The following is a 20,490-nucleotide window of genomic DNA, read 5'->3' on the forward strand; positions in this document are numbered from 1 at the left end:
GTGGCGAGGGCGCCGAGGTCGCTCGGGTTCCACAGTGCGAAGGACTCGACGGTGCCGTTCTCGACGTACTCACGCATCTGGTTGGGGGTGCCCAGACCGGTCAGCGCGACCTTGCCCTTGGAGGAGGAGTCCGACAGGTAGCGGGCCGCGGCCGCGATGCCGACCGTGGTGGGCGAGATGATGCCCTTGAGGTCGGGGTGGTTCTGCAGCAGCGCCTCGGTCTGGTCGAACGACTTCTGGTCGTCGTCGTCGCCGTAGACCGTGTCGACCAGCTCGATGTCGGCGTAGTCGGGGTTGTCGGCGAGCTCCTTCTCCATCATGTCGATCCAGGCGTTCTGGTTGGTCGCGTTGGCGGCCGCGGACAGGATGGCGATCTCGCCCTTGCCRCCGATCTGGTCGGAGATCAGCTCGAGCTGCTTGGCGGCGATGCCCTCGGCGGTGGCCTGGTTGATGAACAGGTCGCGGCAGTCGGGGTTGGTGTCGGCGTCGAAGGTGATCACCTTGACGTCGGCGCTGCGGGCCTCGTCGATCGCGTCGCAGAGGGCCTCGGGGTCGTTGGCCGACAGGATCAGGGCGTCCTTGCCCTGCTGGGCGACGGTGTTGATGTAGGACACCTGCGCGTCGGGGCTGGCGGTCTCGGGGCCCACCTCCTCGAGCTCGGCGCCGAGGTCGTCGGCCGCCTCCTTCGCACCGGCGGTGCTGGTGTCGAAGTACGGGTTGCCGAGGTTCTTCGGGAGCATGGTCATGCTCAGCTCACCGCCGCGGTCGCCGCCAGCGGAACTGCCGCCGTTGCCGTTGTCGTCCGAGCCGCAGCCGGCGAAGGCGAAGGTCACGGTCAGCAGGAGCGCGACGAAAGATGTAGATCGAGATGTGCGGGTCATCGAAGTCCTTGAATCGTTTCAGACCGTGTGGTAGACGTAGCCTGCCCGCAGCGGTGTGACGACCGCAACACTTCTCGGATTTCGCCTTATCACTTTCCCGTATGACCGCTATCCGTCAGGTGATGACCGTGGATGAGCTGACCCGTCTGGACTGGAACCTAGTGCCGGCGCTCGACGTGCTGTTGAACGAACGCAACGTGAGCCRTGCCGCTCGCCGTCTTGGGATGAGCCAGTCGGCCGCTAGTGGAGCGTTGGCGCGGTTGAGACGTCACTTCAACGACGACTTGCTCATTCGTGAGGGCGCGACGTACGTCTTGACGCCTAAAGCGCAGGTGCTGGTGCCGCAGGTTCGTGAGGTGGTGCGGGTCACGACGGGAATGCTGACGACTGCGCAGGGGTTCGAGGCACACGACAGCACGCGGGAGTTCGTGCTGGCCGCCAGCGAGTACGGCCAGACGATGCTGGGTGCCCCACTCATCCGCCGCCTGGCCGCCGCCGCGCCTCGAGCGCGCCTGACGTTTCGCGGGATGAACCCGAAGACGGCGTTGACGGACTGGTTGTCTGTCGTCGACGGCTGGATCGGCCCCCGGTACGTGCTGGCCGATACCCCGTGTACGGGGATGCGTGTCGACGAGTGGGTGTGCGTGGCGTGGCGCGGCAGCCATCTCGTGCCCGAGACCCTCGAGCTCGATGATGCGGCCCGGTTGCGATGGATTCTGCCGACCGTGGCGCAGGACCGCGACGCCCCGTGGCGCAAGCGCCTGCTGAACTACGGCATCGACTTGAACATTGCGGTCACGACCGAGAACTTCAGCGCCGTCCCGTTCATGGTGCGCGGCACCGACACCGTCGGCATCGTCCAGCAATCCTTGGCCCAGGAACTGGCTGATGCGGCCGACGTCCGGATCCTTGCGTGTCCCTGGACCATGCCGCCCCTGACGTTCACGTTCTGGTGGGACGCAGCTCGCGAGCATGACCCGGCCCATCAGTGGCTGCGTGAGCAGATAGAGCACTGCATGGACGACGTCTCAGCGGGCGCAGTTGACCTCACCACGGACCTCGGCACGGAGGTCAGCGCCACTGGAGCGCCGAAGGCCGGCGCGACCGCCGCCCCCGTTGACGGCGCGAAGCGCAGGAACGAGACCGCCACCTGAGCCCAGGGCCAGCATGAGGCCGGACATACCTCCGACTGCTACACAGCTAAGCGCAGAGCAACGCACCGTCAGGGGTCCGACAGCAACCCGCGTAGAGACCCCAGAGCGACCCCCAAACCAACCCAAGGGCGATTCCGCAGGACGTGGGAAGCGGCTGCCGAGCGGAGACATGAGAAGGGGCTGCCTGGCGTGACGCCTGGCAGCCCCTCCCCTGATGGGTCCGTACTAGCTCTTCGGCAGCACCCGCAGCTTGACGGCCGCCGACTTGCTGGCGGTTACCGTGGAGCTTCCCAGGAACTGCACGACCACCTTGTAGGTCCCCCGCGACAGCTTGGGCAGCCGGAGCCTCACCTTTCCGGAGTCGGACCTGGCAAGCGTGACCGTGCGGACAGTCTTGCCGTTGATGCGCACTCGCACCTTGCCAGCGGGGGCATCGACGCCCGAGGCACTCACCTTCACGGTGACTCGAGCACGCTCGCCGGCACGAACGCTTCCACCCGAGACCTGAAGCCGCGTGGACGACGCCGCCGGCGCCTCCGGCATGGTCGGACTCTGTGTCGGCTGGCTCGTGGGMTGGCTGGTCGGCTGGCTCGTGGGCTGGCTGGTCGGCTGGCTCGTGGGCTGGCTCGTGGGCTGGCTCGTCGGCTGACTGGTGGGGTTCGCGGTGGGTGCGAGCACCGTGACTGCCGGTGAGGTTGCCTGACCGGGCTTGTAGCCCGCCTTGGTGGCCGTGACGCGGACGCTGATCTGCTGCCCGACGTCGGTGGTGGCGACCATGTAGGTCGGCTGCGTCGCTGACGTGATGGGTGTCCCGCCGCGCAGCCACTGGTAGGTGTAGGTGAGACCTGAGACGTCCCAAGTGCCGTGGCCGGCAGTGAGCGTCGAGCCGACCTTGGTATCGCCGGTGACCGTCGGGGCCGTGGTGGCGGAGGGGGTGGTGTCCGTAGCGATCGCTGAGCCCTGGAGGGCGAGCGGTCCGACGAGTCCGGCGTCCTGAAGGTTGGTCATCGAGTACTGGCCGTTGGTGTTGGTGGCTGCGGGCCAGTAGCGGTTCTTCTTGCGCGGAGTGACCGCGATCTCGATGTCGTTGTTGCCGGCCTTCAGCAGGCTGGTCACGTCGAGCTCGTACGGAGCGAAGATGACGTCGCCGGCGTCCTTACCGTTGACCTTGACGCGTGCAGCGGTGTGGACCTCGCCCATGTTCAGGGTGTACTTGCGGCCCTTGTCGAGGTCGACGTTGACCGATGCCTTGTAGATGCCGTCGGAGACGACCGAGCGGAGCACGCCGCCTTGGAAGTCGGCGTTCTTCCAGTTGCCCAGGACGTTCGTGGTGAAGGTCTGGGTCGTGACCTCACCGCCGATGAGACCGTCGAGGTTGTCGGCGGTGATGGTCAGGGAGGTGGGGTTGACCGGGATAGTGGTCTCGGGGGCGACGCGGTCGATGCCGGCGGGCAGACCCGCGGTGAGCGCGGCGGAGTCGATGGTGACTCCGGCCGGTGCGGCGAGCAGGGCGATGCCGTTGCTCGGACGGGCAGGGGTGGAGCCGCGGCCAACGGCGTCCTTGCCCGGGTCGAGCTTGAAGCTGATGGCGTCGTTGACGACGTGGGCCTTGTAGATGCGGCCGTCCTTCTGATCGAGCCAGTAGTAGTTGTCGTACTGGTCCTCGGCCTTGAGCGTGATGGTGTTCGTGGTGGTGCTGATGCTCCGCAGGAACGTGAGCTCGGCGCCGTCGTCAAGGGTGCGGCGGATGAATCGCACGTCGGCGTTGGTGTCGTAGGTGATCTCAGGGGTCACGACCTTGTCCAACACCGAGGCCAGAGCGGGCTCGTTGGCGCGGTGGTAGGCCGTGGTGTTGTCGAGCAGGATGCGGTTGGCGAGGCGGGCGACCTTGTCGTTCTCGGCCGCGTACTTGCCGTCGGCGAATCCTGCCTGGCTGTTGGGCAGGGTGCCGTAGAAGATGATCGGGGCACCTTCCGCAGCGAGGCGCTGCAGGGCCTCCATGGTCTCGACGGGAACGGTGGAGGTGTGCACGATGAGTGCGTCGTAGCCCATCTTGCCGCCGTTGACGTTGAGTCGACCGTCCTCGAAGGTGGTGTTCTCAGCGGTGATGCTGGCGTCGTTGATGACGTCCCAGGCGTAGCCGTTGGCGTTCAGGACCGGGCTCGCGCCAGTGGCGACGGCGCGGGTGTTGAAGGGGGCGTAGACGGCCACGTCGGCGCTCGGCGAGCCCTGCTGAAGCAGGTAGTTCAGGCGAGCCGAGTACATGTTGAGGTCGGTGAAGTACGGGGCGAGGGTGTTGTCGGAAGAGACGTTGACGCCGATGGTCGCCATCGGCGACCAGCCGTTCTCGCCGTATGCCGCGGTTCCCTTGCCGTAGGGGTAGTTCAGGCCGTGGTAGAAGAAGTTGTTGATGCCCGAGGTCGCCATGAGGTCGATGCCGACCTTGAGCATGTCGAGGGTGTTCTGCAGGGGCGTGGAGCCGAGGGTGAACTGCTCGGCGGTGACGAGGTTGCGGTCCCACAGGTGCGCACCGGACGAGGCGGTGCGCAGCCGGTACTCGTCCAGCTGCTCCTCCTCGGGGATGTCGACGTACTTCGCGGCTCCGATCATGTCCATGGGCGGGTTGTAGGACTGCTGGCGGAAGTCGAGGCCGAAGGAGTTCGTGCCGCGCTGGAAGCCCTTGAGGCCCTCCTCGAACTTCTTGCCGACCAGGGTCCGGTAGTCGGCCAAGATGCGGTTGGTCTCGTTGGTGTCGGCGGTGAAGGATACGAATGGGGTGGCCGAACCCGTCATCGACGCCTGCGCGTAGACGGTGGGCAGGTACTTGCTGAAGTCGTAGCCCAGGCCGTTGTTCTCGGCGTCCTTGGCGAGGTCGTAAAGCGAGTCCGTGTAGTAGAGGTCGGTGCCGAGCTCGAGGCTGTCGTTAAACAGTGCTCGCACGTTGTCGTACTTGTCGACGATGCGGTTGAGGTTCTGGTCGCCGACCCACTGGTTGATGTACTTCAGCGTCTTGGCGCCGTCCATGTGGTCGACGACGAACCAGTCCGGGCGAGCGCCGTCACGGTGAGAGCCGGTGCCGGCCGGGAGCGAGTAGACGGCGACGATTTCGTAGGTGGCGGCGTCGTCGAGTCCGGCGACGGTGTCGGCATCGAGCGTCACGACGCCGCCGCGAACGTCAGCGGCGTCGACGAAGACGCTGCTGGCGCGGTCGAGGGTGATGCGGTCGCTCCACGTGGTCGCGCCGTCGTTGAACAGGGCGTTGTTGCCGGTGATGGTGCCAGCGGTGCCGGTGCGCTTGGCGACCAGGACTCCCTGGAGCTCGGAGAGTTCGGGGGCAAACTTCGGCATCGGGGTGACGTAGCGGCGGCTCTTGGCCAGGGCCGGAACGCTGACTCCTCCGGACTTGATCTGGGCGCCCGTGCGGGAGTCACGACCCAGAGCGAGGTTGCCCTGACTGTCGTCGACGGTCACGTACTGGCTGTTGGCGTTCCAGGCCGTGCCCATGTTGAGGTCGACGGTGATGCCGAGCTCTTGGGCCTTGGCAACTGCGAACTCGAGCTTGTCGTAGAAGGCCGGGGTGTAGATGTCCTGGACGGCCGGGTCGTCGGTGGGCAGCTGCTTGCCGAAGGGGTTGATCTCGACGGCACCGAAGCCACTCGCGGCGAGGAACTGGAGCTGGTCGGCAAGGACGGCCGTGTTGACGGCGCCGCCGGACCACCACCACCGCACGCCTGGGCGGTACTCCATGCTGGGCGACTTGAACTCAGCCGGGGAGATGCTGCTCGCGGTCGGCGCCGCGGCCTGGGTCGCAGGTGACCCGTTCACGGTGAGCACGGTTGCGCTCAGCACAGCCGCCACGGAAAGGGAGAACCCTCTCCGCAGGCGCGCGCTAGGTCGGTGTGTCATTTCGTAACCCTTCGGACTTGAATCGTTTCACTGAGTGTGCTAGTCCGAAGATAAGTTTGACGATGTGACGTACGCAACTACTTCAAGATGAAGTAGCTCGCGCGAATTCAGATAGTGGCTATCGCCCTTCAGATAGTCGTCGCAGTCTGGGGTCGTCGAGCCACCCGCACAGAGTTCGCACGGAGCTTGCAGAATGGTGCTTGGAGGGGGTCCGGCGGGTCCCGGAAGGGGCTCGCGACACCCACCAGGCCGAGCGCTACCCAGGAGGCGGCGCGGCTTGTCCGCGACGCGCTGGTTGCGGGACGGCCGACGTACTCGCACTCGCCGGACGCGCTCATCGCTGCGAGCCAGGTCGTCGCCATCGAGTTCGCAACGATCGCCGCCGCCAACGAGTACGGGCGCTAGCAGGCTAGGGGGCCGGTCCCCGAGTCCTTCGACCACGTGTGCGGAACCCCGTCCTCGTCCTGAAGAGGTGCGGGAGATTCCGTTCACGAGATGCCAGCCAATGTGGCCGGCTCAGATGTCGTAGAGGCATCTGAGAAGACACAACGTGCGCGGCTGGTGTGACAGAGACCCGCTCGTGGAGTTCCTCGTCGAGAAGCTCCCGGACGGCGAGGTCTCGGAGTTCCTCGCCGACGTGGCGGAGGTCGGCGACGTCCTCGAGATGCGCGGCCCGATCGGGCGCTGGTTCCGCTGGGACACCGGCACGCCGGCGCTGTGCCTGGTTGGCGGCACGGGCGTCGTGCCGGCGATGTCGATGATCCTCGCGCAGCGCGTCACCTCGGCCGCTCGGACCTGCTGCGGGTGCTCGCCGTCGCGCCCACCCCCGAGGATCTGCCGTACGCCGAGGAGCTCGCGTCCGCAGCCGCCACCATCGCGTTCACCCGCCACTCCACGAGCACCCGCCCCGCAGGACCGCCGACCGCGGCCGAGGTCGCTCCGCTCCTCACCGACGCCCAGCTCGCCTACGTCTGCGGGTCCTCGCGGTTCGCCGTGTTCAGCGAGGAGCTCCTGATCGAGTCCGGCCTGAGCCCCCGAGGCGATCCGCGTCGAGCGGTTCGGCGTCACCGGCTGAGCCCTGATGTGCCCAGGGCACTGTGCCGCCGTTCCATCCCCCTCGACTTCTTTCGTTGCAGCCAACTACGAAGTGCGGCCGCGTCGGCCGCCGCAGCAAGAACCGCGCACGCGACCGGCCACCACGGGCACTCGCTCGCCGACAGCGTGGCAACCTTCGCCCAGTACCACGGCGCGAGCATCGCCGATCGGCGAGGCCGGCGTCAGCCAGCCGACGAATCGGCCGCCGACCGAGATGCGATGCGCCACCAGCTCACCCGATCAGTCGCCACACGTTTTGATCTCACCAGATACCTCGCACCGCCTGCACTGTCGGGGGACGTTGCCCAACCGGTGTCCGAGACGAATGGCTTGCGGTTGGTTCTTGTCTCGCGATGGGACTACACAAGCAGCGATTGCCGCGACGCCGGAGTCATCCAGCCGTCGAACCGGTACCCACTCCCCCACCAGCCCCCGCGGCCGCCGGGTCGCCCGCCTGCAAGCCGTCCTGCTCGCCGCCATGATCGCGGTCCGCGTCGGACTGGGATTCACTGGCGAGCCGCCGCAACCGCGTCGCCTCACGCACCGTCACCGTGCCGCCGCACCACTCGACCGCCTCGCCCAACGACAAGCCCTCACGCTGGGTCAACTCCCCCAGCGCCTCACCCGCACGCTTCTCGGTCTCGGTCACCGCCGCGTCGCGCTCACCGATCGCGACGATGACTCGCTCGACGAGGTCGATCACCCGGCGCTCCCGTTCCTCGCGTGCCTTGCGCCGCTTCTCAGCCATCTCCCGCGCCGCACGCCGCGCCTGCTGCCTGATCGTCTGCTGACTCATTCGGTCCTCACTCCAGTCGACCTCAAGTCCACATGGACTCTGACAGTCACCTACGACATTTCCCGGACCCCGAGCGATCGAAGAACGCAGCAAGCTTCAACCCAAATCCCGCAGCCCATCTAGCGCAACCCATCCAGCCCACCCGACCCGAACCGGACACCCGAGCCGTCATCCACGCCCTCAGCGTCCCCCCAGATCGCTGCGAACTTTCAAGTGCCACACACCTCTTGCATTCTCGGTTCGCCGAATAGAAAGACCTGAGTAGGCACCCGGCCGGAGGTGATCGCCACCCGCGCACGTGCGCACGTAGGTGAGCGTGACGATGAGCCTCCACAAGCTGACGGCGGGGTCGGGGTACGACTACCTGACCCGCCAGGTCGCAGCGATGGACGCCACCGACAAGGGCCACACCGGGCTGGCGAGCTACTACACCGAGAAGGGCGAGACCCCCGGTGTGTGGGTCGGCTCGGGCATCGGAACTGGGGACGAGGGCGTCGCTGGCCTGGAGGCCGGCGACATCGTCACCGCCGACCACATGCAGAGCCTGTTCGGCTCCGGGCACCACCCGCTAGCCACCCAGCGGACCAAGGAGCTGGACCTGCGGATCGGCCGCGACAAGGCCGAGCTGCCGACCGAAGCGGACTACAAGACCGCCGTCCGGCTCGGCACGCCCTACAAGGTCTACGACAACGACATCAGCCCGTTCCGGATCGAGGTCGCCAAGCGATTCAGTGAATGGAATGAGGCCGCTGGTCACCCCGGCGACTACCCCGTCCCCGCCGCAGAGCGCGCCAGGATCCGCACCGAGGTGGGCCGTGAGATCTTCCGCGCCGAGCACGGCCGCGAGCCCGCCGACGCCCGCGAGCTGTCGGCCACGATCGCTAAGCACTCCCGCCCCAAGACCAACGCCGTGGCCGGCTACGACCTGACCTTCTCCCCGGTCAAGAGCGTCTCGACGCTGTGGGCGATCTCCGACCCGAAGACCGCCGCGGTGATCGAGCGCTGCCACCAGGCGGCCGTCAAGGACGCCCTGAACTTCATCGAGACCAAGGCCCTGTTCACCCGCCGGGGCGCCAACGGCGTCCGCCAAGTCGACGTCCGCGGCCTGGTCGCCACGGCGTTCACCCACCGCGACTCCCGCGCCGGAGACCCTGACCTGCACACGCACGTCGCCGTCGCCAACAAAGTTCAGACCCTCGACGGCAAGTGGCTGGCCATCGACGGACGGCCACTGCACAAGGCGGTCGTCTCGGCCTCGGAGACCTACAACACCGCGCTCGAACGGCACCTGGCCGACGCCCTCGCCGTCCGGTTCGAGGAGCGCCCGAACGAGGACGTTCGCAAGCGGCCGGTGCGCGAGATCGTCGGCGTCGACCCCGATCTGAACCGCCGGTTCTCCAAGCGCCGGATCAACGTCGAGGTCCGTCGCAAGGTCCTCACCGCGGCGTTCCAGGCCACCCACGGGCGGCCCCCGACGCCCGTAGAGACCATCCACCTGTCCCAGCAGGCGACGCTGGAGACCCGCGAGGCCAAGCACGAGCCCCGCTCGCTGACCGAGCAGCGCGAGGCCTGGAACCGCGAGGCAGTTGAGGTGCTCGGCACCCCGCAGCGGGTCAAGCAGATGATGCACGGCGCCCTCAACCCGACGGCCGCGGCTCGCTCCTCGGCCGACCCAGTCGTGAATGCAGCGTGGTTCGCCAAGACGACGGACCGCGTCGTGGCCACGATGGAAGGCGGCCGGAGCACGTGGCAGTACTGGCACGTCTACGCGGAGGCCCAGCGGCAGGTCCGGGCCGCCAACGTGCCCACCAACCAGATCTCCCAGGTGGTCGACCTGCTGGTCAGCGAGGTCCTCGACGGCCGCTCGGTGAGCATGGCCCGCCCCTGGGACACCATCAGCGAGCCGGTCCAGCTGCGCCGCGCGGACGGGTCCTCGGCCTACACCCAAGCCGGGGCCGACCTGTTCACCTCGAGCAAGGTGCTGGCCGCCGAGCAGCGCCTGGTCGACGCCGCCGCCCGTCATGACGGGTACGCCGTCGAGGTGTCCTCGGTCAACCTGGCGCTGCTGGAGTCGACCGCCAACAGCATCACCCTCAACGCCGGACAGGCCACGCTCGTGCGCGAGATGGCCACTTCCGGCGCCCGGATCCAGCTGGCGATCGCCCCCGCCGGATCGGGCAAGACCACCGCGATGCGAGCCCTGGCCAGCGCGTGGAGCGACGGCGGCGGCACCATCATCGGCCTCGCTCCCTCAGCCGCGGCCGCGGACGCCCTGCGCTCCCACATCGACACCCCGACCGACACCCTGGCCAAGCTCACGTACTCGCTGGAGCAGGCCAGGCAGACCGGTGCCGCGATGCCGGGCTGGGTGGCCGGCATCGACTCCTCGACGCTCGTCGTGATCGACGAGGCGGGCATGGCCGACACCCTCTCCCTGGACGCCGCGGTCTCCTGCATCCTTGAGCGCGGCGGCAGCGTCCGCCTGATCGGTGACGACCAGCAGCTTTCCGCGATAGGAGCGGGCGGCGTGCTGCGCGATATCCGAGCCACCCACGGTGCGCTCCAGCTGACCGAGCTCGTGCGGTTCAAGGACCCCGCCGAAGGCGCAGCATCGCTAGCCCTGCGCGAGGGCAAGAGCGAGGCGCTCGGGTTCTACCTCGACCGCGACCGGGTCCACGTCGGCGACCTGGCGACCATGACCGAGGAGGTCTTCGCCGCCTGGCAAGCCGACCGGGCCGCCGGCCTGGACTCGATCATGCTCGCCCCGACCCGCGACCTGGTCAGCGAGCTGAACCAGCAGGCCCGCGCTCACCGTCTGGACGGCATCGACCCGACCGGCCCCAACAATCGGGCCAGCAGTGGCCCGGTGCGGCGGCTCGCCGACGGCAACGAGGCGTCGATCGGCGAGCTGATCATCACCCGCGAGAACGACCGCCGGCTGCGTACCTCGGCCACCGACTGGGTGAAGAACGGCGACCGCTGGACCGTCTTGGAGATCCACGACGGCGGCGACCTGACCGTCCAGCACACCGGTCGAGGGGGGCACGGCCACACCGTGCGACTGCCGGCCGACTACGTCGCCAAGGCCACCGAGCTCGGCTACGCGTGCACCGTGCACACCGCCCAGGGCGTCACCGCCGACACCATGCACGGCCTGGCGACCGGCACGGAGTCGCGCCAGCAGCTCTACACGATGATGACCCGCGGCGCGCACGCGAACCACGTCTACCTCGAGGTCGTCGGCGACGGCGACCCGCACTCGGTGATCCACCCGACGCTGGTCCGGCCGCTCACGCCCACCGACATCCTCGAGTCGATCCTGGCCCGCGACGACGCCCAGCGGTCCGCGACCAGCCTGGTCCGCGACCAGGCCGCCCCGGCAACCCGGCTCGGCGAGGCCTCCCAGCGCTACCTCGACAGCCTCTACGTCGCCGCCGAGGACCTGCTGCGCCACGAGACCACGACCGGCATCGACGGCACCACGGTCAACCAGGTCGACGCGCTGGACACCGCCGTCGAGACACTGGCTCCCGGGTTGTCGGATGAGGCCGCCTGGCCCACCCTGCGCGCCCACCTGCTGCTGCTCGGCGCGGCCGGCGAGAACCCCGTCGAAGCGCTCCGGGCCGCCGCCGGTGACCGGGAGCTGGCGAGCGCACGCGACCGGGCCGCAGTCCTGGACTGGCGCCTGGACGCCTCCGGGCTGCGCAACGCGGGCGCCGGCCCGCTGCCGTGGATGCCCGGGGTCCCGGCACGGGTGGCCAAGGACCCGCACTGGGGCGCCTACCTCTCCCAGCGTGCGCACCTGGTCGAGCAGCTCGCCGAGCAGGTCCACACCCGCGCCGCCGAGCAGTCCTCGCTGCCGGTGTGGGCGCAAAACGGCATCCGCCCCGAGGCCGCCACGGTGGCCGACGTCGAGGTCTGGCGCGCAGCCATGCAGGTCCCCGTCGACGACCAGCGACCGACCGGTGCACCGCAGCTGCAGAAGGCGTCGGCGACGTGGCAGCGGCGCCTCAACCGGGCCGTCACCGGAGAACACACGCCGGCGCTAAAGGAATGGCGTCAGCTGCTCTACTCCCTCGCCCCGCAGGTCCGCGACGACGAGTTCACCCCCCTCCTGGCCGAGCGACTGGCCGCAATGTCGCGTGCCGGCGTCACAGCCCCCGATCTGCTGCGCACCGCCGCCGCGCCCGACCACCCGGCCGGCCCGCTGCCTGACGAGCACGCCGCGGCCGCGCTCTGGTGGCGCATGGCCCGCCACCTCACACCCGCGGTCGCCGCCCAGATCGGCGACGGCTCCCACGGCGAGAGCGTCACCACCGACTGGGCGCCGCGGCTCGCGGACCTGTTCGGTCCCGAGCGGGCCGCGAGCATCCAGGCCAGCACCTGGTGGCCGGCGCTGGTCTCCAACGTCGACCACGGCCTGCAGCGTGGCTGGCAGGTCGAGGCCCTGCTAGGCGCCGGCCAGGCGCTGCCGAGCGACGGCTGGGAGGGCGTCGACGAGTGCCAGGCACTGGTCTGGCGGACCTCGATCGCGCTCGAGACCGCTCCCGACGAGCACGCGCACGAGTACCACTTCGAGGAGCCGCCCGCGGACCTCTGGGAGGGCATCGAGCCCGACCAGTCGATGTTCGTCGACCACCCCGACGACATCCCGTGGCCGCTTGCTGAGAACCCCGGCACGGACCTCGAGCCCCCCGTCGACCTGCTCGACGAGCACCCGGTCGACGCGCTCGAGGAGAGCCTGGTCGATCTCGACGAGGACCAGTACCTCGACGGCGACCTCACGCTGGCCGCCTACATCCGCGACCTCGGCGGCATCCGACTGGAGCCCACCGACGCCGATATCCGGCTCATGTACGAGCGCGCCGACGAGTGGCTCTCCTCCCCCGTCACGCGTGAGCGAATGGTCGAGATCAACGAGCTCACGCAGGCCTTCTTCGAGTCCCGGTTCACCGAATCGTGGGGCCGCGACTACCTCACCGGCCGGTTCGGCGTCGACCTCGCCGGCGACGAGCGGTTCCGCCCCGGTTACGCTCCGGCCGGGTGGACCAACCTGGTCGACCACCTGCGCCGCCGCGGCGTCAGCGACGCCGAAATGCTCGCCACCGGCGTCGCTGCCGAGGCCAGCACCGGCCGCCTCATCGACCGGTTCCACGACCGCGTGATGTTCCCGGTGATCCACCAGGGCGAGGTGCTCGGCTTCGTCGGTCGCCGCCGCCCCGACCTCACCGATGACAAGGCCGGACCGAAGTACCTCAATACCGCCAACACCCCGCTGTTCCACAAGGGCGCGCAGTTGTTCGGCGTCGTCGACGAGCTGCTTGCCGAGGGTGCCGTCCCGGTGATCGTCGAGGGCCCGATGGACGCGGTCGCCGTCACGATCGCCAGTGCCGGCCTCTACCTCGGCGTGGCCCCGCTCGGCACGTCCCTGACCGATGAGCAGGCCGCGCAGCTGGCCGACGTCGGCCGCGACCCGATCGTGGCCACCGACGCCGACCTGGCGGGCCAGGTCGCGGCCGAGCGCGACTTCTGGATGCTCACCCCGCACGACCTGGACCCCGGCTACGCCCGGTTCCCCGACGGACTCGACCCCGCCGACCTGCTCGCTCAGCGGGGCCCGGCCGCTCTCACCGCTGCGGTGGCCAGCGGCCAGCCCGCCTTCCGGTCCCTGGGCGACCAGCTCCTCACCGAACGCCTCGACAACCTCGGCGCCGAGCAGGCACGGTTGGCCGCCATGCAGGTCATCTCGGCCCGTCCCAGCCGGGCCTGGGAGCCGGGCGTCAACCACGTGCGGGCACGGCTAAAGCTCTCCCACCTGCAAGCCCGCCGGGACCTGCGGGACGCGGTCAAGACGTGGGACGCCGACCCGCGGAAGGCGGCCCTGGCCGAGCTGCACAAGAGCAGCGAGGTCCGCGCCAGACTCGCGGCCGCGGCTGACAAGACGCCCGCCGAGCGGTGGGCGCCCCTGGCCCGCGACCTCGACCCGCGCCTGCTCGACCAAGGCGACTGGCCGGCCACCGCAGCGATGCTGCAGCAGGCCCACGAGCACGGTCACGACGTCGGCGCCTCCACCCGCGCCCTCGTCGCCGAGACGCCCCTGGGCGACAGCCCCGCACGCGACCTGCGCTACCGGATCGTCTCCCGTCTGGGAATGCCGATCGACGCGACCTCGCCTCTCGACATTCCCGCAATCCGCCAATCCCAGAGAGCGCACCACCCCCGGTCAAGTCCGACCATGGATCGCCGCATGCCACCGACCGGTCGGCGATGAGTCGGGCGCCGAAGCCACGGCGAACCGCCCAGAATGACGCAGGGGCGCGAAGTGCCACGCGGGGCATTACAGCCAGCAAGCCGGCCATCCCCGAATCCGAACATCCCGGCCTCATTGCCGTCCGGCGTTCTCGTCGGATCAGGCGATCGCGTTAGAGTTCGCCGTGGGCGGTTGTCCGCTGCTCGGCGGTTCCTTCCCGTCGACTCGCTGGCAAGATGCGAGTCACAGTGAGTCGACGTTCGATTGGGCCGAATCTGCGTTCCACGTCGTCACGGCCGCGCCGGCTTAGAACCACGCGCCATACCTCGGCGACATAGCTGTGCGCGGGCGGCGCGTGGCTGAGTAGTCCGCGTACGTAGTAGTCCGTGCGTGCTCGCCAGTTGCCGTCGACACCTTGCCACCCGAACAGGTGCCCGTCGGGCATCCACCCCATGTCAGCTGCCGCGTCTGGGTGGAACGCGATCCATCTGAGAAATGGAGCGTTGTTGAGCATCTCGAAGCCATTGATGATCAGCTCATTGTGGCGCCAGTCCGTGCCGGACTCGTCGGGGTAGTAGCGGGCGCTTCCGCCGGACTCAATGGACGGCACCTGGACCGGTACCCCGAGCGGGTCATATCCGCGGTTTTGAATAGGCGTGAGTCGCCGATCCTCCCTAGGCAGACCCCACTCCAAACTGGCCCACTCTGAGACCTCTCCCAGCACAAAGTCTGACGCGGCTGCCTGGATCACTCGGTAGTGATCCAGTGCGGCCTGCGCCTCGTCACACCATCCCCGGGTGTCATAGGACGAGATTGACGGCGGGCGCCATGGTCGAGGGACTAATGGCGGGAGTGGGCTCGGCTGGATGGATAGCAGGTCTGGGGCAAGCATCTCGAATGCGAACGCGGGGAAGTGGTCGCGCACTAGGCCCGCGTCGGCCAGATCGGCGAGCACTCGAGCAGCTGCGCGTCGTCCAACCATGTAAGCCCAGGGACGGTATGTGTGCATCTGACCACGACGCTTCAACCGGTCGCCCATGACTCGGTGCCCCTGATCGGTCCATGGGTCGCCCGTTCCGGCCAGAGCCAGCTGTGACGCCCGGTACATCATCGCCGACTCGGGGAGATTCGTGACCTCGGCCAAGACCTCCACCAGATTGTTGAAGGGCGCCACGACCTGTTGCGGATCGCTAGTGTCGATGAACGGGATGCCTTCCGCGTCGAGCTCCGGGGGGCGATGTATAGGCAACGGAGGAAGCTCCATCTCGTAGAGAGGCGAGAGGTTGCGGCGCTCCGGGCTTGCCGGTGAGCGTCCCCATTGGCCACAGACCAGACGCGCGAGATCCCGTAGAATCTGGTCGTCGCAGGCCGCGGCGCCCTCCACGGCCGCGACAAGGGAGGCCGAGGGCGCATCTGGTGTCGATAGCAGCAGCACCGACAAGGCGGATTCGGCCGACCAACCGCGTCGGTCGACGGCATCTTCGAGGGTGGCGAGCGCTGCCGTTCGCGACGTAGGTTCAGTCGGCGCCCCCAGGATGCGCAGAAGAGCCCGTTTTGCACCTTCCTCGGGTGCCTTTGCGGGGTGGCCCAGGTAGTCGCCGACCAGTGCCGCCAACGCCCCTACGCTGGTGTCGGGGACGGCCTCAATCCGCGGTCCAAGGGATGCAGCGCGAAATGAAGGATCCTCAGGGGCGAAAAGGTCAAGAAGAGCTTCGACCTCGGGCCATGCGGCGCCTACGGCCGCAGCGCCTGCCACGAGTTCGAGGATTTGTCTCACTTCGTCTGCCAACCGCGTCCAAGCGAACACTCCGCTGGCGAGGGTCTCTGCGAAATCCGAGAGCGCAAGGCGAGCGATGGCCGGCGAGCCTCCGCGCAGTGCCCCGTCGAACAGTCGGCGTCGGGTTCCGCCGTCATAGTGCCGGAACCAGCCGCTGCTGGGCAGTGAACTCAAGCGTGCTTGCAGGGCTCGGCACGCCTCAATTGAGTCGCCCGTCGCTCCTAGGGCACCGCATGCCACTCCGAGGGCGTGCTCAGTGGGACGCAGCCGGCCGAGCTCCATGACGAGGTCTCGCGCCACGACGAACGACGGCGCGTCAGCCAGGATGGTGTCTGCCACGCCGTTCCACCAGGTCTCCGGCTTCTCCATTTCGTCGGGTAGCGTCCGCAGGTGGGCTAGCACGGCCGCAGCAGTTGCCGGTGGCTCATCCGCGACCGTCGTGCCGGTCTCCGTTCTTGGACTCGGCTGGTCAGCTGCGCTACCCGTCGCGTGGTCCGCCGAGGCTGGCGTCGACTCGGTGCCCTCAGACTCGTCGACGAGCGCCCAGGTCTCCATCGCGCGGTCGATCATGGCAGCGTCCGCGTCCGTTCCGGCTGCGCGGAGTCGTTCGAGGACGTGGTCGCGGTCTCGCCCGGTGACCGGGAGGAGCATCTCGGTGGCAACAAGCATCGAAAGGTGAGTGACGATTGCGTCCTCCGCGTCGAGTGAGCCGACAAGGGTGCTCACGAGGAGGTCGGTCTCTGGGACGACGCCGGTGTCCGATAACGCGGCGCCTACGCGATATGCGTGCATCGGCGAGACCTTCCAGCACTCGCGCACCAGACGCTCCGCGGCGGTGGCGGCGGCCCGCTCATCATTGCGAGAGGCTCCCAACAGCCGGGAGGCGAAGCGATCGATAGTAAGGAGGTAGTCCGAGTCGGGGACGGACTGGCACGTTCTTGCGGTCGTCAGCCAGCCCATCCATTGGGCGAGCTGCTCGTCGTCGTCGGTCATGCCCAGGCCCAGCGACGCGTCGACAGCGGTGGCAACCGCCTCAAGCGCCTCACTTGTTTGACCAAGCAGAGAGCGGATCTCGGCATGCTTTAACCACGCCTTGACCTGGGACTCCGGATCGTAGGAGCGCTCGACGACCAGAATGCCGATGTCGTCCATCTTTCGGCCGATCCAGTCATGTGCGGCCTGGTCGAGAGTCGCGAGTTGCTCGAGCGCCGCGTGGCGGAGCTCGACTGACCAGAAGGCGGCGCGTTCACCAGACCAGGCCCGGTCTAGGACGCCGGTCAGCCGCAAGAGCTCGGCGGACCCGCCGACCCGGTGTGCCAAGTGAATGATGTGCGACATCAGGCTCGGGAAGGCGTCCCGGACGCGGTACCACCCATGCCAGTCGTGCGTGATCCGTTGGGGCACTTCAATGACTCGCAATATGTCTGTGGCGCGCCCGGCGACCGCCGGCGGTCCGACCAACCCCTCTCGCGCTGCGATTGCCTCGGCGCGGAGGCGAGCGACGGCGTGCACCGCGTCGAAGAAGCGCTGGCGCCCAGCGTCGTTACGGCCACCTGTGTGTGCTCCGATAGCCGAAGACATCTCGGTTTTCTCGCCATTCTCTCCCAAGACCGATCGGTTGGGCTGCGTCGCGCTCTCCGACCTCGCGAGGGTGAGATAGTGACCGATTGTTGCCTGGTCCAGGACCTGGCGATAGGAGGACTCCGGGTCATGCGCGGGGTCCTCGTTGATGGTGGGCTGTTCGTCCTCCCCGATCAGTGCTCGGAACGTCTCGCTGTCGCGCAGGCCGAGGCCCAGAAGGGTTACAGCTGCCCGCAGCCTGAAGGCGAGCGGAACTCGCTCAACCCCGTCCCGGTCCCCGGTTTCGGTGGAGTCCTCGAGGACGAGCATTTGCGTGACTTGCGCGACGGTTTCCGCAGCGTCTCCATCTTCGGCTGCAGCGAGCGCGCGAACCAGACGTCCCCGTGCTTGCCAACCCAAATCCCCCTCGGCGTCTATCTGGTGAGACACCGCATTCAGGCTGGTGAAGTCGCGGACCTTGATCAGTTCGTCGAAGCAGGCGGCGAGAATCTCAAGGCGCTGATGCCGCCGATCGTCGTACTCGCGTTCACGCTGCCAGTCTCTTCGATCGTCCGTGTGCTCTGGGTCGGGYGCGGCTGGTTGCGAGGCTAGGAGGGGTAGGTGACGCTCCAGATGGGTGAGGACGGCGTCGAGACCAGATACGTGGAGGGTGGCCACGGCCCAATCGGCTACGCCGTCCTCCTCGCCACTGCGACTGCCGCGTACCTCAGTGAGGGCGGTGACGCCTCCTAGGGCATTGAGAACCGCAGCAGCAGATGCACTGTGCCCAGCGCTAGCCCAGGTTGCGGCAATAGCGGCTGCGGTGTTTGGTGCGATCCGGACTCGAGCCCCTCGCACCACGTAGTCGACGGCATTCGCCGTCGGGGCGAGCGTAGCCATGGCCGTAGCTAGTTGTTCGGCACGGAACGCATGTTCTCGTTGAGCCAGTTCTGCTGTGAAGAGCGCTAGCTTCACGAACGCGATGTGATTTCCGGACCGGGCAGCGGCCCGGAGGCCGAGATTGGTCTGATCTTGGATCACGGGTGCTGGCTGAAGCGCCCGGAGTTTGGCGCGCATTGCGGCAGGGGTAACCAGTTCGAGCACCCGCTGGTCTTGTTCGGCTAGATAGCGGTGCGCAATTTCCTCGTCGCGGTACGTGGGCCAAGCATCACCTGAGTTGGCGCAGCGTTCTGCCAGGTCGAGGTGGAGCCTCCGGTCCCGATCCACACTGACGACGCCGTCTAGGCGAGCGGTCTCCTCGGCGAGGAAGCGGCGGAAGCTGTTGTGGACGAACTGCCACTCGTCGTCCTCGACGCGGAAGAAGGTCTTGGCACTCGCTACGAATCGGCTTACAACGTCAGGAGATGACCAGGAGGACAGCCACTGAAGGTTGAGTGAGGTGCGCAGGCGGGCGACGCTGGCAAGGAGCGCAACGACGTCGGCGTCTGCTCTGACTGCTTGGTAGTAGCCGCGGTAACGCAACTCGACGTCTCCGCCGTAGGTCGACGCGTCCGCCAAGATGCGGTCCGCGTAAACACGCCGCTGATCTTGGTCGGATGTGTACGTCGGGATGGCGTTCAGTTCGCCGAGCAGGTAGGTGGTGGCGAGGGGGTGCCCCTCGGTGACCTCTACGAAACCGTCGATTTGGCCTGGGTATAACCAGTCCCCCAGGCTCGCCTGTTCGGCGAGCTCCCGAACCTCGTCTCTCGTCAGGGGCGGCAAGGTGACGGTCCGTCCCGGCTGGCCCAGAGCGTTCTGAATGTCACTGGAGAGGATCGCTGTGGTTTGGGAGCCAAGGATGATGAACACCCCGTCGCCGACGCCGGCCGGAGCGGGGAGCTCCTCAAGCATCGACCTCGTCGGGTTCTGCTCTCGCGGAATATGGTCCAGGCCGTCAATGACGATGACGGTCTTCTCGCCGCGCTGCCGCCATGCTTCCTGTGCACGGATGAGCTGCTGTTCGAGACAGTGCCGCAGGCCCGGTAGGCCTGACGGTTGGCCGCTGCGGTACAGGCCGGCATCTTCTAGCGCGAGCGAAAGGTCGTTTAGAAACGACTCTGCCTCGCCTCGGTGACTGAGAGGATTGGGCGAGTCCGGAACGAAGGCGTAGTAGCGCACGACCCGACCGTCGATCGCGATGTCGGACAGCAACGTCGATTTGCCGGACCCAGCCGGCCCAATCAGTGCCAAGTATCCGCCCCCATGGGCATTGAGGGCTGCGCCGAGCGCAGCGGTCGCAGCGTGGTTCGGCGTGTACGTGCCTGGGACGGGAAACTCGTGTCGGTTCTTGTAGCGAAGCCGGGTGTCCCAGCCAAGACGGTGAAGCAGTTCCGCTCGGTCTAGGCGCCGCGGCCTGGCCGGGTCGGCGACGCAGGCTTGCAGCTCGCCGGCCAGGAGCCGCAAGTCGTCGTGGGCCTGCTGGTCGACCGCACCGTTGAGGGTTGAACGGGCCTCGTCAAGCGTCCCGACTCCGAAGTCGAACTCGAGGTCCGCGACGAACCTCAGAAAATCGTCGTCATGGAGCTCCGAGACTCGCTGCAGCTGGATCCACACCGGTTCCCACTCGGCGAAGACTTCCAAGGACCGCAGGGCAACCAGATCCAAGAGGTTCTCTCGTATGGCCCGCTGGGTGGGTTCGAAGGATCGTGCGAGGAAAGCCGCCAGATGCTTCGGTCCGGTCGCGGTCGCGGAACCGAGCACGGAGGACGCGGTGGGTGTGCTGACCGAGGGGTGACCGTTGGTGCACAGGTGGAGGGTCAGCGGCCCGTCCCACGTGCTTCGAATAGCTGTCCATGCCCGAGCCAACCCTGTGAGCAACGCATCCTGGGATGCGGTGCTGTTTGCGAGCGCGCTCCACGTGAAAGCATCAGGGTACTGCGCCCATTTCACCTGTAGAGCGTGACGGGTGGCGCCTGCCTTGAACTGAAAATCGTCGGCGATACCCGCGTCGGGGTCAGCCAGGTGAATCCACTCGAGGGTGGCGAGGTGGTCGTACACGAGCCTGGCTGCCAGGCCGTACTGCCCCGCGAAGCCGATAGCTGCTCGCCGTTCACCTTCGGCTGGATCCACGC

Annotated in this window: 8 protein-coding genes; 4 read left to right on the forward strand and 4 right to left on the reverse strand. The window is 67.8% G+C overall.

From position 1 onward, the window contains the following. Nucleotides 1–881: substrate-binding domain-containing protein (locus AC1DP1_RS21825; RefSeq protein ID WP_477508619.1), on the reverse strand; the 881-nt coding region annotated here is incomplete at its 3' end. A gap of 128 nt (nt 882–1,009) precedes the next feature. Here AC1DP1_RS21825 and AC1DP1_RS21830 point away from each other — a divergent pair. Continuing rightward, nucleotides 1,010–2,035, forward strand: a complete 1,026-nt coding sequence (locus tag AC1DP1_RS21830) for a LysR family transcriptional regulator (RefSeq protein ID WP_477508620.1) — start codon at nt 1,010–1,012, stop codon at nt 2,033–2,035. Between the two features lie 225 nt (nt 2,036–2,260). On the opposite strand, the gene AC1DP1_RS21835 is transcribed toward AC1DP1_RS21830, so the two are convergent. Further along, a complete protein-coding gene (locus AC1DP1_RS21835; protein WP_477508621.1) occupies nt 2,261–5,860 on the reverse strand; it encodes a glycosyl hydrolase in 3,600 nt (1,199 codons plus the stop codon). 195 nt (nt 5,861–6,055) lie between these two features. Between AC1DP1_RS21835 and AC1DP1_RS21840 the strand changes: the two genes are divergently transcribed. Together AC1DP1_RS21840 and AC1DP1_RS21845 are read left to right on the forward strand one after the other, a co-directional pair. After that, a complete protein-coding gene (locus tag AC1DP1_RS21840) occupies nt 6,056–6,346 on the forward strand; it encodes a hexameric tyrosine-coordinated heme protein (RefSeq protein ID WP_477508622.1) in 291 nt (96 codons plus the stop codon). A 175-nt stretch (nt 6,347–6,521) separates the two neighbouring features. Further along, the gene (locus AC1DP1_RS21845; protein ID WP_477508623.1) at nt 6,522–6,956 is read left to right on the forward strand and encodes a hypothetical protein; all 435 of its coding nucleotides are present in this window, start codon (nt 6,522–6,524) and stop codon (nt 6,954–6,956) included. A gap of 471 nt (nt 6,957–7,427) precedes the next feature. Here the strand turns inward: AC1DP1_RS21845 and AC1DP1_RS21850 are convergent, their stop codons facing one another. Further along, on the reverse strand, nt 7,428–7,832 hold the full coding sequence (locus tag AC1DP1_RS21850) for a hypothetical protein (RefSeq protein WP_477508624.1): 405 nt from the start codon (nt 7,830–7,832) through the stop codon (nt 7,428–7,430). Between the two features lie 322 nt (nt 7,833–8,154). Here AC1DP1_RS21850 and mobF point away from each other — a divergent pair, with 322 nt between their 5' ends. Further along, nucleotides 8,155–14,103, forward strand: coding sequence for a MobF family relaxase (gene mobF, locus AC1DP1_RS21855; RefSeq protein ID WP_477508625.1), 5,949 nt, complete (start codon nt 8,155–8,157; stop codon nt 14,101–14,103). Between the two features lie 151 nt (nt 14,104–14,254). On the opposite strand, the gene AC1DP1_RS21860 is transcribed toward mobF, so the two are convergent. Continuing rightward, a complete protein-coding gene (locus AC1DP1_RS21860) occupies nt 14,255–20,488 on the reverse strand; it encodes a hypothetical protein (RefSeq protein ID WP_477508626.1) in 6,234 nt (2,077 codons plus the stop codon). Nucleotides 20,489–20,490 lie beyond the last annotated feature (2 nt).

This window comes from Nocardioides sp. P4_G10, from assembly GCF_056401175.1.